This window comes from Gordonia sp. IITR100 (assembly GCF_002009645.1).
Lineage (GTDB): Bacteria > Actinomycetota > Actinomycetes > Mycobacteriales > Mycobacteriaceae > Gordonia > Gordonia hongkongensis.
Window position 1 is genome coordinate 1 of record NZ_MVKV01000007.1, and the last position, 13,105, is coordinate 13,105.

14 protein-coding genes and 2 tRNA genes are annotated in these 13,105 nt (G+C 67.1%); 5 read left to right on the forward strand and 11 right to left on the reverse strand.

What is annotated here, in order from left to right; translation table 11 throughout:
* The first annotated feature begins 385 nt into the window (after nt 1–385).
* Entirely contained in the window at nt 386–1,450 is a 1,065-nt protein-coding gene (locus B1818_RS11995; RefSeq protein ID WP_217700285.1) for an IS110 family transposase, read from the forward strand.
* Nucleotides 1,451–1,606: 156 nt separating this feature from the next.
* Here B1818_RS11995 and B1818_RS12000 read toward each other — a convergent pair whose 3' ends face one another.
* From B1818_RS12000 to B1818_RS12020, 5 genes are all read right to left on the reverse strand, one after another.
* Nucleotides 1,607–2,500: a hypothetical protein gene (locus B1818_RS12000; protein WP_078112884.1), complete on the reverse strand. Its 894-nt coding sequence runs from the start codon at nt 2,498–2,500 to the stop codon at nt 1,607–1,609.
* Between the two features lie 62 nt (nt 2,501–2,562).
* On the reverse strand, nt 2,563–2,988 hold the full coding sequence (locus B1818_RS12005; protein WP_065631454.1) for a pyridoxamine 5'-phosphate oxidase family protein: 426 nt from the start codon (nt 2,986–2,988) through the stop codon (nt 2,563–2,565).
* A 68-nt stretch (nt 2,989–3,056) separates the two neighbouring features.
* On the reverse strand, nt 3,057–3,809 hold the full coding sequence (locus B1818_RS12010; RefSeq protein ID WP_058252063.1) for an isocitrate lyase/phosphoenolpyruvate mutase family protein: 753 nt from the start codon (nt 3,807–3,809) through the stop codon (nt 3,057–3,059).
* A 48-nt stretch (nt 3,810–3,857) separates the two neighbouring features.
* A complete protein-coding gene (locus tag B1818_RS12015) occupies nt 3,858–4,505 on the reverse strand; it encodes a dihydrofolate reductase family protein (protein WP_078112885.1) in 648 nt (215 codons plus the stop codon).
* A 119-nt stretch (nt 4,506–4,624) separates the two neighbouring features.
* Nucleotides 4,625–5,485 carry an SDR family oxidoreductase gene (locus tag B1818_RS12020; protein WP_058252065.1) on the reverse strand — a complete coding sequence of 287 codons (861 nt, stop codon included), beginning with the start codon at nt 5,483–5,485 and terminating at the stop codon, nt 4,625–4,627.
* Nucleotides 5,486–5,593: 108 nt separating this feature from the next.
* Between B1818_RS12020 and B1818_RS12025 the strand changes: the two genes are divergently transcribed.
* From B1818_RS12025 to B1818_RS12040, 4 genes are all read left to right on the forward strand, one after another.
* Nucleotides 5,594–5,983, forward strand: a complete 390-nt coding sequence (locus tag B1818_RS12025) for a helix-turn-helix domain-containing protein (protein WP_078112886.1) — start codon at nt 5,594–5,596, stop codon at nt 5,981–5,983.
* Between the two features lie 60 nt (nt 5,984–6,043).
* A complete protein-coding gene (locus tag B1818_RS12030) occupies nt 6,044–6,232 on the forward strand; it encodes a hypothetical protein (RefSeq protein WP_058252067.1) in 189 nt (62 codons plus the stop codon).
* Between the two features lie 126 nt (nt 6,233–6,358).
* Nucleotides 6,359–6,431, forward strand: a tRNA-Asn gene (locus B1818_RS12035).
* A 122-nt stretch (nt 6,432–6,553) separates the two neighbouring features.
* Nucleotides 6,554–6,627 (forward strand) — tRNA-Ile (locus B1818_RS12040).
* 62 nt (nt 6,628–6,689) lie between these two features.
* On the opposite strand, the gene B1818_RS12045 is transcribed toward B1818_RS12040, so the two are convergent.
* From B1818_RS12045 to B1818_RS12070, 6 genes are all read right to left on the reverse strand, one after another.
* Nucleotides 6,690–6,929: a three-helix bundle dimerization domain-containing protein gene (locus tag B1818_RS12045; protein ID WP_078112887.1), complete on the reverse strand. Its 240-nt coding sequence runs from the start codon at nt 6,927–6,929 to the stop codon at nt 6,690–6,692.
* Nucleotides 6,930–7,027: 98 nt separating this feature from the next.
* Nucleotides 7,028–7,579, reverse strand: coding sequence for a dihydrofolate reductase family protein (locus B1818_RS12050; protein ID WP_078112961.1), 552 nt, complete (start codon nt 7,577–7,579; stop codon nt 7,028–7,030).
* A gap of 116 nt (nt 7,580–7,695) precedes the next feature.
* Nucleotides 7,696–9,618 (reverse strand): DNA primase, encoded by a 1,923-nt coding sequence (gene dnaG, locus B1818_RS12055; RefSeq protein WP_078112888.1) that lies wholly within the window; start codon nt 9,616–9,618, stop codon nt 7,696–7,698.
* Nucleotides 9,619–9,680: 62 nt separating this feature from the next.
* Nucleotides 9,681–10,997 carry a deoxyguanosinetriphosphate triphosphohydrolase gene (locus B1818_RS12060; RefSeq protein WP_078112889.1) on the reverse strand — a complete coding sequence of 439 codons (1,317 nt, stop codon included), beginning with the start codon at nt 10,995–10,997 and terminating at the stop codon, nt 9,681–9,683.
* On the reverse strand, nt 10,990–11,475 hold the full coding sequence (locus tag B1818_RS12065; protein ID WP_058252071.1) for a cold-shock protein: 486 nt from the start codon (nt 11,473–11,475) through the stop codon (nt 10,990–10,992). The genes B1818_RS12060 and B1818_RS12065 overlap by 8 nt, the downstream gene beginning before the upstream one ends.
* 136 nt (nt 11,476–11,611) lie before the next feature.
* Nucleotides 11,612–12,997, reverse strand: coding sequence for a glycine--tRNA ligase (locus tag B1818_RS12070; RefSeq protein ID WP_078112890.1), 1,386 nt, complete (start codon nt 12,995–12,997; stop codon nt 11,612–11,614).
* Nucleotides 12,998–13,105 lie beyond the last annotated feature (108 nt).

Here is a 13,105-nt window from a genome sequence, read left to right on the forward strand (position 1 = left end):
TCAACACCACCAATCATTCCAGCTCAGAGGGCATTTTCACGTTACCGACACCCCGAACCCATCCACGGATCCAGGCTGAGGTGCGAGCGAAGCGAGCCACGAAGGGCTTCGCAACGTGTCTCACCAGGCCCTTCGTGGCAGTGAGAATGGGTGTGGTGATCGTCGGGGGTGAGGTTTGACCTGCTTCGTGGCTGACCTTGTGTCATGGACGAGATCTGTCGACCTCATTCCGCCGGTGATCGCCGCCGCAAACGACCTTGGAGAGGCCGGGGCGGGTGTGACCTAATAAGGGCCGTGTTCGGGCGTGAGCCCGTGACTCCTCACTGTCGTGTCCACCCGCCCCGGCGAGGTCATCCAACACCGCAGTGAAGGAGACATCGCCAGAATGACCGAGACCGCAGTGGATATGCAAGTGGTCGTACTCGGAGTCGACACCCACCAACAATCCCATCACGCAGCGATCATCGACACCCTCGGCCAGCCGTTGGCCGATCAGGAATTCTCGGCCACCGCCGCCGGCTACCGGCAGCTGCTGGAGTGGGCCCGCACCCACGGCCGCCTCGAGCAGGCCGGGGTCGAATCCAGTGCCTCCTACGGTGCCGGACTAGCCCGGGAATTGACCGCGAACGGTGTCGAGGTGATCGAGATCAACGCCCCGGATGTGCGGGCGCGACGAGCCCACGGCAAGTCCGATCAACTCGATGCCTACGCCGCGGCGATGGCGGTGCTCACCGGTCGGGCCAGCGGCCACGCCAAAGACACCTCAGGTGTCACCGAATCGATCCGAATGCTGTATGTGGCAAGGAGAATGGCGGTCGATCACCGCACCCAACTCGGTGACCAGCTACGTGATCTGTGCACCACCGCACCCGATGAATTCGCTGACCAACTCAAAACCCGCACCACCACCCCGCAGCGACTCGCACTGGTCGAATCGTGGACGGCCCCGGCGTCGTTGACCGACCCGCGTGCAGCGTTCGTGTTCGCGGCGAAGTCCATTGCCGGGCGGTATCGGCAGACCCACCGGGAGGTCACCACGCTGACCCGCGAGTTGAAGACGTTGTTGAAGGCGTTGGTGCCGACGGTGCTGGCGCTCCCTCAGGTCGGTCCGATCACTGCCGCGCGGTTGCTGATCACGATCGGGCAGAACGCCCAGCGGATGCGTACCGAAGCGACGTTCGCCAAACTCGTCGGCGTCGCGCCGTTGCCGGCCTCCTCAGGTAAGACCGTGCGTCACCGCCTCAACCGTGGCGGTGACCGTGGCGCCAACAGCGCGTTGCACATGATCGTCGTCGGACGGATCAAATCCCACGCCCCCACTCGCGCCTATCTCGCCCGCCGCGAGAACGAGAAAACGAAGAAAGAAATCATCCGATGCCTCAAACGCTACGTCGCCCGCGAACTCTACAAAGCCTTCACCACTGACCTCGGAGCGCTTGACAATCTATAGGACCATCTCGTCGCTAACGCTCCTCGCACCTCAGGGGGCAATGGTTATGTCGTTCTTCGGATTCGGAAGGCGATGGTTGGCCGCGCCCTCCGCAAGCTCCGGCCGCTCCTCAGGGAGCGATAGGACTCGCTTCTTTCGGATCAGGGAGCCGAGGCCTCACAGCACCGCGAAGTCGTCCATCAGCCAGCGACCGTCCTGCTCCACGAGGGTGACCTTGACCCGCGACTGGTACGGGAATCCCTCGGGGAACTCCTGGGCGGTCTGCGGCGATTTCAGGGTCTGGTCCAGGGTGACCAGCACAACGGCCTTGCCGTCGTCGACGGACATGAGGCCCGCATTGTCGGCCGTCGCCGTGGACACCGATTCGGCCTCGGCGGATCCGCGGCGGGCGTCCTGCGAGGACTCGATGTAGGTCTGGGTGAACGCGGGCGTGGAGATCTCCCGGATGCGTCGGTCGAGGTCAGCGTAGTCGGCAGAGTTGTAGGTCGAGATCTCGGCCGCGTATCGCCGGGCGGTCTCGAGGAGGGACGTCGTCGTACCGGCCGACGCGCTCGACTCGGCGCGTTCATCGGCATCCACGTACGCCACGGCGAGCACCGCCGTCGACGCCGCGAGGACGACGACCGCCACGATCAGCGCGATCACCGCCCACGGTCGGCTGCCGACCGTCGAAGTCCAACCGGTCCACCGGCGGGAACCACTCCTACGCGCCGTGGCGGGATCGAGCTTGCGGGGGGTGCGGTCCGAGCCAGGGCGTGGGTCCGCGACCTCGGTCGTGGCGTCGTCGGACCCGTCGGCGTCGTCCGTATCGGCCGGCTCGTCGGCACCCGTGGGCTCGTCAGCCGGGCGTCGGCGCTCGGCCTTGCGGGCTGCTTCCGCCGCCTTCGCCTCGGCCTCGGCGCGGTACTTGTCGCGGTTGCTGCGATTGGCCTGCAGGAACTCGTTGCCGTCGAGCGGGGTGACCTGCTCGCCCGTCGGCGATGTCGCCTGGTGAGACTCCGCGTCGACGGACTGTTCGGGCTGGTCGGACGTGGAACGCGACTTCGGCATGCGTTCAATGTAGCGAGACGTTCCCGACGGGTTCGTCTCGCTGCCGGATCACGGCCCGTCGGTCACAGCGCACCGAGGTCCAGGGACACCCACTGTTTCGGTTCGAGGAACAGCTTGGTCTGGGGACCGTGATCCTTCTCGGCCATCTCCACGTAGGGGTCGACGGCCTGGGGCGGGAGGTAGCGCGCCGCCATCTCCTGCAGGTCGCCGCGGGTGCCCGGAACCATGTCGACCGCATCCCCCGACACGGCCACGTACATCAGCCGCGGCGACACCTCGTCGACCATGAGCGTGAACCGCCCGGCGGTACGGATGAGCTGCAACTTGCGCGATTCAGTTCCGGTGAGCAGCCAGGGGCGACCGCCCGGCTCGTACTGGTACCACACCGGGACCGTGAGCGGCGCCCGGCCGGGCTCGGCTTCGACCGACAGCGCCGCGACATGGGGTTCGGACAGGAACGCTTCTCGTTCGGATTTCGTGAGTGCCATGATCCGACGGTAGTTCGGACCACCGACATTCCCCTCCGGGTTCGACGACCCGGAGGAGAGCGGTGTGACTACTTCCAGGGTTCGAGAACCTCGGCGGCGCGTTCGGCGAGCACCATCTGGAAGATCGGGCCGAAACTGACCCGGGCGACACCGAGTTCGGCCAGTGCCGCTTTGGTGTTCTTGGTCGGATGGCCGATCGCGTTGACCGGCAACGGCAGTTCGCTGGTGAGCCGCTTCTGCGCGGCGTCGTCGTGGAAACCGACCGGGTACAGCACGTCTGCGCCGGCATCGGCAGCCAGCTTCATTCGCTCGATCGCCCGGTCGAGGCGGTCGGATTCGTCGCCGACCTGCTTGACGAACAGGTCGGTGCGCGCGTTGATCACCACGTGGACATCGGTGGCGTCGGACGCCGCCCGCAGCGCACCCACGAAATCGGCGTGCTCCTGTGGCTCGCGAAGGCGTCCGCCCTCGCTGTGCACGGTGTCCTCGATGTTCAGACCGACGGCGCCCGCGGCGATCAGGCCGTCGATGAGCGTCTTCGGGTCCTCCCCGTAGCCGGACTCGATGTCAACGGAGATCGGGACGTCGACCGCCGTGGTGATCTGCCGGATGCGGGTAGTCAGTTCCTCGAACGTGATTCCTTCGTTGTCGGGCTTGCCGATCGAGTCCGACACCGGGTGACTGCCGACGGTGAGCGCGGTGAACCCGGCGGAGATCGCGAGGTTCGCCGACCAGGCGTCCCACACCGTGGGCAGGATGACCGGGTTTCCCGGTTGGTGGAGTTCGAGCAGAGTCGTGGCCTTGCCGGCGAGTTCCGTCATGGTCCCTACAACTACGCGAGTTCCCGGTCTCATTCCACCGCCATTGCGCTACTTGCGCCAGAACAAATGGTGCGTCACGCCACTGGTGCTCGGGACGGATTCGTGGTGATACCGGCCCTCGAGCTCCTCGGGTGACTCCCAGAGTTTGAGTCCGGCGCCGATCGTGACGGGTGCGACGGCGATGTGGAGGGTGTCGATGAGGTCGGCGTCGAGGAACTCCCGGACGGTGCTCACGCCGCCGCCGATACGTACGTCCTTGCCGTCCGCCGCGGCCTTCGCCTGCTCGGCGGCCTCGGCCGGGGTCGCGTCCAAGAAGTGAAACGTGGTGTCACTCAGCGTGAACGACGGCCGCACATGGTGCGTCAGTACGAAGACGGGAGTGTGGAACGGCGGCTCATCACCCCACCAGCCCTGCCACTCATGGTCGGTCCACGGTCCGCGCTGATAACCGAACTTGTTGCGGCCCATGATCTCCGCACCGATGTTATGAGCGAAGTCGCGGGTGAAATAGTCGTCGAGGCCGCGGGTGCCACCCGGGTCGGTCCGGTTGGGCCAGCTCGCGGTGGCGCCCGCCCACGACATCAGTTCCCACGGTTCGACGCGATCACCGAAGGGACGCTCGAACGTCTGGTTCTCCCCCGCCCCGACCCCATCTTGTGAGATCGAGAAGTTCTGGACTCTGAGTTGCTGTGGCATGGTTCGGCTTCCTTGTCGGTCGGCACGAGCAATCTATGCGGACAGACTCGGTGTCGCAGCCAAACTCATCGATGCGACTCGGCGCGGAGCACGCCGGACGCCGATCGTACGACGCCGGGTCAGGCGAGCGCCTGCGCGATGACCTCCGCGACGGGGGTCGACGACCGGCCGATGAGCGACTGGAGGTCGCCGGAGTCGGTGTCCAGCTCACCGCGGCTGATCCCGGCATCTGCGCCGGCCAGCATCGCGGCGACCGGTTCCGGCAGACCCGCGCTGACGAGAGCGGCCTGGTAGTCGGCTTCGGAGAGGTCGCGGTACTGGACGGTCGCACCCGATGCCACACCGATCGCTCGGGCGAATTCGCCGTAGGTCAGCCGCTCGTCACCACCCAACTCGTAGACCTTGCCGGCCTGGTCCGAGTCGGCGGTGAGGACCGCTGCGGCCGCAGCCGCGTAGTCGGCACGAGCGGCGGCAGCGAGTTTTCCCTCACCCGCGGCACCCAGGAGCGTTCCGGTCGCCGCCGCCTGCGGGATGGCGGCCAGGTAGTTCTCCCAGTACCAGCCGTTGCGCAGGATCACGGCGGGCACCGACGACTCGTTCAGTCGAGCTTCGGTGGCGACGTGCTCGGGAGCCAGACTCAGACCGCTCGTGTCGGCGTGCAGCAGGCTGGTGTAGGCGATCAGTTCGACGGAGTTGGCCTCCGCCGCCTCGATCACGTTGGTGTGCTGGGCAACACGTTGCCCGACCGCCGAACCCGAGACCAGCAGCAACTTGTCGACGCCGACGAGGGCGTCGACAAGTGATGCCGGATCGTCATAGTCGGCGACACGGACCGAAACGCCGTGCGACACGAGCTTCGAGGCCTTCGACTCGTCGCGGACGATCGCCACCACGTCGGCGGCGGCGATGCCCCGGGCGAGTAGTTCGTCGATCACGAGTCCGCCGAGCTGTCCCGTCGCGCCGGTCACTGCTGTGGTCATCTGATTCCTCATCTCTGTCGGTTGGACGACTCCCAGTATGCACTTACTTTTCGTAAGTGCAATACGAACTGTTAGCAAGGTCTCGTCGATTCGGCTACCGTTGAGCACGTGATCGAGATCAGCGACGAGTCCCTCGAGGCGGACGTCTTCGCCCGGGACTGCTCGTCCCGGACCACACTGCAGACCGTTACCGGACGCTGGGGCAGCCTCGTGCTGATCGCGTTGGGGGAGAGCAACTATCGATTCAGCGCGCTGCGGCGACGCGTCGACGGCGTGAGCGAACGGATGCTCTCGCAGACCCTGCAGAGCCTCGAACGCGACGGCATGATCGTGCGCACCGTCCTCGAAGCCATCCCGCCGAAGGTCGAGTACCACCTCACTCCGCTCGGCAGGCAGGTCGCCGACCAGTTGAGCGGCCTGATCGAACTCGTGCAGAACAACATGCCGGCCGTCCGCGACGCCCAGGCCGACTACGACGAGCGACGCGGGGGCGACTGAAACCACTCTCGTCGGGTACACGTGGAGACGTAGGAGTCCGACGAGGAGAGGAGCGTCCCGATGACGTCACCGGAAGCCGACCTGCCGGTCGAGGCCAACGAGGCCGATGCACTCGAGCAGGCCCAGACGGCAGCGCCCGATCCCGCTGAAGGTGTCAACCCCAGCGTGCCGTTCGAGGCCGACGACGCCGACGCCGCCGAACAGGCCACCGAGGTCGAGATCGACCCCGAGGACTACCCCCGGGAGTAGCGCAACGGGCGGCCTGGCCGCCGCATGCGGCTGACCGCCCGTTTTGTCGTCCGACATGACCATGCGCTAAAGTCTGTCCTCGGTCCTGATGACGCGCTCCACGAGCGCCGAGCAGGTCCGAGGCAGTCCCCCATAGCTCAATTGGCAGAGCATTCGACTGTTAATCGAACGGTTACTGGTTCGAGTCCAGTTGGGGGAGCAAGAGGCCCGTCACCCGCGTCGGCAGGTGACGGGTTTTCTCGTCTTCGGCAGTCGTGCCGGTCCGCATTCATATGACCGTCGACCGTGCGGTAATGTCCAGCAGCGGGCTCTCGGGCCCACGGGGCGGTAGCTCAGTCGGTTAGAGCCGCGGACTCATAATCCGTAGGTCGCGGGTTCGAGCCCCGCCCGCCCCACGCACGAAAAGCGTTGTAGCACAGAGCGAGAGCAAGCAATCCCCCGGCCGGGCCCGCAGCGCTCACTCACCCACTGTGGGTGGCACATCGGTCGAGTCGGCCATCACCGCAGAGCCACTGAGTGTCTCGTTGGCGCGGCGCTTGACCAGCAGCGGCACGAAGTCGCGCACGTCGGTGCCGTCGAAGTGTCGGTACGCGGCTTCGACCGCATCGGCCACTTCCTCGGGTTTTCTGTCGCCGTACATCCCGATCAGGCGGTGCTGAACCTCGGTGACCTGCCGGCGCTCGTCATTCGCGTCCACGCTCCCACGCTAGGCAGCGACCGGTCGTCACCCAGTGTGGGAGGCAAACCGTCGTCGACTGTTCAGCTGGAGTTCGTCGCCGGCCGCCGCCACCGGGCTCATCGTTCGACGCGACACCAGTACTCGGTCTCACCGGGAATGGGCGTGAGTCTGACCTCGCCGCCCTCGGGACGGTCGAACAGCCGGACACCCGCCCCCAGGAACACCGGGACGAAGAACACGAGCACCTCGTCGAGCAGCCCGTGATCGATCATCTGTCGCGCGACGTCGGCGCCGATGACGGTGACGTAACCATCGCCGGCCGTCCGGGCGGCGAGGTCGACCGCCACGTGCAGATCCGAGACGAACGTGACGCCGTCGACGGGGTCCGCCGGCGGGTTGTGTGTGAGAACGACGGCGGGACCGTCGTATTCGCCGCCGAACGCACCCTCGCGGTCGGTGCCCTTGTTGGGGTCATCGCCGCGGAACGACCGGTTGCCGACCAACACCGCGCCGGTACCACGCATCAACCGGTCGGCCGCGTCGTCGGCTGCCCGGTTCTGTCCGTCCGCGGGGACGTCGAAGAACCGGGTCAGCCACGACATGTCCCCGCCGGGGCCCGCGATGTACCCGTCGAGCGATGCGGTCGCCGAATAGATGGTGGTCGCCATGATCAGTGCCCTTCGTAGCGGTGTCGACAGATAGACCGGCGCCACCACGCGAACTCATCGGCCCGGCGGGGGCTTCGACTCGGCTCAACCCACAGGGCCGGCGCGACCCGCAGGACTCAGCCCGCGTCGACGATGGGGTCGACCGCCTGTTCCAGCAGGCTCCGACGGTAGGCCTCGAGGGCGACGAGATCGCCGAAGACCGCGTTGTACCCGTCCGGGTCGTCGCTGGGTGCCATCCGGCGCAGACGCGACTTGATGTCGGCGATCTGGGAACCGACCCACACCTCTTGCAGCCGGGCGAGCACGCTCGTGATGTAGCGCGCGATGTTGTCCTCGTCGACCGGCATCGACTCGACCGCCAGCTCGGTCACCAGCGGGTCGATGACGGGGTCGTCGACGGCATTGCGCACGGCGTCGACCCAGGCCGCGCCACCCAGCCCGGCCGACGTGCCCCCGAGGCCGGTCATCGCCTGCCGGATGATGGCGTAGGCCGGCTCGTTGAAGCACTCGACGGGCAGCGAGTCGAAGACCGTGCCGGCGATCGCCGGATACTGCAGCGCCGCCTTCAGTGCTTCCCGCTGCGGCCACAGGCGCGGGTCGTTGGGCTGGGGGCGGGCGGACGTCGGCGCGGCCTCCGCCTCCGGCCGATTACGAGCACCGCGACCGCTCCCCCGACTGCCGGAGTTACTGACGCCCTGCGCCTTTCGGGTTCTCGCGCCTTCTTCGCGGACTCTGCCGAGAACCTGGGAGACCTCCTCCCAACCGACCCAACCCGCCAGCTGGCGGGCGTACTCGTCACGCAGCGCGATGTCCTTGATCCGGGCGACCACCGGGACGGTGTCGCGCAACGCGTGGACGCGGCCCTCGGCGGTGTCGAGGTCGTGGCCGGCGAGGAGGGCCTTGATCGCGAACTCGAACATCGGCACCCGACGCGCGACCAGGTCGCGGACGGCGGCGTCGCCCTTCTCCTGCCGGAGTTCGCAGGGGTCCATGCCGTCGGGCGCGATCGCCACGAACGTCTGCCCCGAGATGGACTGTTCGCCCTCGAAGGCCTTGAGCGCGGCTGCTTTTCCGGCATCGTCCCCGTCGAACGTGTAGATCACCTCGCCGCGGAAGTACGAGTCGTCCATCATCAGCCGCCGGATGAGGGCGAGGTGGTCCTCACCGAAGGCGGTCCCACACGAGGCGACCGCGGTGGTGACGCCGGCCAGATGCATCGCCATGACGTCGGTGTAGCCCTCGACGACCACCACCTGATGCCCCTTGGCGATGCTCTTCTTCGCGTGATCGAGACCGAACAGCACCTGAGACTTCTTGTACAGCATGGTTTCCGGCGTGTTCATGTACTTGCCGAGGTTGTCGTCGTCGAACAGTTTGCGGGCGCCGAAGCCGATGATGTCCCCGCCGAGGTTGCGGATCGGCCACAGGAGACGGCGATGGAAGCGGTCGATCGGCCCCTTGCGTCCTTGTTTGGACAGGCCGGCGGCCTCGAGTTCGCTGAACTCGAAGCCCTGCGACAGCAGCGCCTTGGTCATCGTGTCCCAGCCGGCAGGTGCGTAACCGCAACCGAATTGGACGGCCGCCACCGCGTCGAAGTCGCGTTCCTTGAGGTAGTCGCGCGCCGGCTGCGCCTCGGGTGACTGCAGCGCGGCCGCGTAGAACTTGGCCGCGGCGGCGTTGGCGGCCACCAATCGCGCGCGGGTGCCGCGGTCCCGCTTGATGGCGGTACCGCCGCCCTCGTAGTTGATCTGGTAGCCGATCCGATCGGCGAGCTGCTCGACCGCCTCGACGAAGCTGATGTGCTCCTGCTTCTGCAAGAAGCTGTAGACGTCGCCGCCCTCGCCGCAGCCGAAGCAGTGGAAGTGGCCGTGATTGGGACGGACGTGGAACGACGGCGACTTCTCGTCGTGGAAAGGGCACAGACCCTTGAGGCTGTCGGCACCGGCGCGCCGGAGGGCGACGTAGTCGCCGACGATGTCCTCGATCCTCGTCTGCTCACGGATCGCCGTGATGTCGCGATCGGGAATTCGGCCTGCCACGCGACCAGTGTAGTGACGCCGGTGAGGCCGCCCGGCCGGGTGCTTCGTCGACCACGCCCGGCCTACCCCAGATGCGCCTGGGCCCCCGAATTGTGCTTGTCGGTGCGCTCGAGCCGGCCTTCGGTCATGGACGCGATCTGGTCGACGATGACGCGCATGCGGGCGGCATCGTCGGACGCGGCGTTCCACCACGGCACGAAGATCGGGTCCAGGCCCCCGGGCGCCGCCTCGGCGAACCAGTTCGCGACCCGGTGGATGCGTTCCCGCTGACGACGCTGCGTCGCCTTGTGCCGCTCGTTGGAGAAGATGAAGCGCAGGGCCAGGGTCTTGAGCATCGACACCTCGGCGGCGATGAGTTCCGGCACCTCGAGGTCGGCGTCGTAACGCGACACCGGCCGGTCGCCGACCACCTCGCGGGTGCCGGTGATCGCGGCCGACGCGAATCGGCCGATGAACTCACTCGTCAACCTCTTGAGCGCGACGTAGGAGTCGAGCGTGCCGTCGAAGACACCCACCGACCGCACGATGTCCATGCGGTGCAGGCGGGCGGCGGCGTCGACGAGGGCCTCGGGGTCGAGACCCGGGAATTCCTTGGCGCCGATGTCGGCGAGCGCGCGTTGGTCCTGCGGATCGCCGAGGGTCCGCAGGTCGATCCGGCCACCGATGACGCCGTCCTCGAGGTCGTGCACGGAGTACGCCACGTCGTCGGACCAGTCCATGATCTGCGCCTCGACGCACTGTCGGGTCCCGGGCGCCTCCCGACGAATCCACGCCAGCATGGCGGCATCGTCGTCGTAGGCGCCGAACTTGCCTCCGGGTGTGCGTCGGGTCCACGGATACTTCAGGGTCGCGTCCAACGACGCGCGGGTGAGGTTGAGGCCGGCGCTGCGCCCGTCGGCATCGAGCAGCTTGGGTTCGAGCCGCGTCAGGATGCGCAGGTTCTGGGCGTTGCCCTCGAAACCACCGTGGTCCGCCGCCACCTCGTCGAGCGCGCGTTCGCCGTTGTGTCCGTAGGGCGGATGCCCGATGTCGTGGGCGAGTCCGGCGAGTTCGACAAGGTCGGGTTCGGCGCCGAGACCGATGGCGATCCCCCGGCCGATCTGCCCGACCTCGAGCGAATGTGTGAGCCGGGTACGGGGCGTGTCGCCCTCGCGCGGACCGACGACCTGCGTCTTGTCGGCCAGCCTGCGCAGGGCGGCCGAGTGCAGGACCCGCGCACGGTCCCGCGCGAAGTCGCTTCGATGGTCGGTCCGGGTGCCGGGCAGGCTCGCGACCTTGGCGCCCTCGGGCACGAACCGCTCGACGGCCTCGTCGCCGTAGGTTGCCACCGTCGGGAGCACATGCCCGACCGTCTCGGGACCCTGTCGGGTGCTAGTCAAGCACCCAGCCCCGGGCGACGGCGAAGTCGGTGACCCGCTGCCTGATCGCCACGATCTGACGAGCCGTGAGGGCGCCGTCGGCGTCGAGGAGCAGCTCGGTGAGCTCTTCGGTGAACGCGGCGGCATCCAGCGAGCCGCCCCCGCCGCGCGGACGACGACTGCCGCGGTCGTCGTGACGTCCGCGGTCGCCCCGGTCCCCACGATCACGGTCGCGGCCGTGGTGCTCGTCGCGGCGGTGCGCCCGTGCGCCGGCGGTGTCGTCGGCCGGCGCGGCCTCGGTCACCGCGACGTTGACGGCCTTGGAACCGCGGTCGGTCTCCTCGATGTCGAAGGACACCTTGGCACCCGGTTTCAACGAGTTCTCGTCGATGTCGATGTCGTTGATGTGGAGGAACACATCGGCGCCGCCCGATTCCGGCGCCAAGAACCCGAATCCCCGATTCGCGTCGTAATGAACGACTTTCCCGCTGACAGACACGACTCCACTCACTCTCTCGTCGCGCGCACGACGGACCCCATGCCCTACTCCACGCGACAACTCGTCATCGATTGTGACAGACATCCGCAGGTCAGGCGGAATCGTGAACACCCGGCCCGCGCGGCCGGGAGCAGGATCAGGCGCCGAGCAGCTTGCCGCCGAGATACTCGGCGACCTTGTCGAGCGCGACCCGCTCCTGGCTCATGGTGTCCCGTTCGCGCACCGTGACGGCCTGGTCGTCGAGGGTGTCGAAGTCGACCGTCACGCAGAACGGCGTGCCGATCTCGTCCTGCCGGCGGTACCGCTTGCCGATGCCCTGTGCGTCGTCGAACTCGACGTTCCAGTGCTTGCGGAGTTCGGCGGCGAGGTCGCGGGCTTTCGGCGAGAGCTTCTCGTTGCGCGAGAGCGGCAGCACGGCGACCTTGATCGGGGCCAGCCGGCGGTCGAGCCGCAGCACCGTCCGAGTGTCGGTGCCGCCCTTCGCGTTCGGCACCTCCTCCTCGGTGTAGGCGTCACACAGGAAGGCCATCAGCGAGCGGGTCAGGCCGGCCGCCGGCTCGATGACGAACGGGGTGTAGCGCTCACCCGACGCCTGGTCGAAGAACGACAGGTCCTCCCCCGAGTGCTTGCTGTGGGTGGACAGGTCGTAGTCGGTCCGGTTGGCGACACCCTCGAGCTCACCCCACGGGTTGCCGGTGAACCCGAACTTGTACTCCACGTCCACGGTCCGCTTGGAGTAGTGCGACAACTTCTCCTTCGGGTGGTCGTAGAGCCGCAGGTTCTCCGGGTCGATGCCCAGGTTGACGTACCAGTCGAAGCGCTGGTCGATCCAGTACTGGTGCCATTCCTCGTCCTCGCCCGGCTTGACGAAGAACTCCATCTCCATCTGCTCGAACTCACGGGTGCGGAAGATGAAGTTGCCCGGTGTGATCTCGTTGCGGAAGCTCTTGCCGATCTGCGCGATGCCGAACGGCGGCTTCTTGCGCGCGGTGGTCATCACGTTCTTGAAGTTCACGAAGATGCCCTGCGCGGTCTCGGGACGCAGGTAGTGCAGACCCTCTTCGTCGTCGACAGGCCCGAGGAACGTCTTCATCAGACCGCTGAACGCTTTGGGTTCGGTCCAGTTGCCGGGCTGCCCGGTCTCCGGGTCGTTGATGTCGGCCAGACCGTTGGCCGGCGGGTGCCCGTGCTTGGCCTGGTAGGCCTCGATGAGATGGTCGGCGCGGTAGCGCTTGTGGGTGTGCAGCGACTCGACCAGCGGGTCGGTGAACACCTCGACGTGGCCCGAGGCCTCCCACACCTGACGCGGCAGGATGACCGACGAGTCGAGGCCGACGACGTCCTCGCGGCTGATGACCATCGTGCGCCACCACTGCCGCTTGATGTTCTCCTTCAGTTCGACGCCGAGCGGGCCGTAGTCCCACGCCGATTTGGTACCGCCGTAGATCTCACCGCACTGGTACACCAGGCCCCGGCGCTTGGCGAGGTTGACGACGGATTCCACATTGGACTGGGCGGCCACGGTTAACTGCTCTCCACGGGTTGAGGTGTTCGGCTGGGACGGTCGTACTGACGCTCGGTGCTCGACGTGCATCCACCAGATGCGGGCGGCAACCCGTACAGACTACCG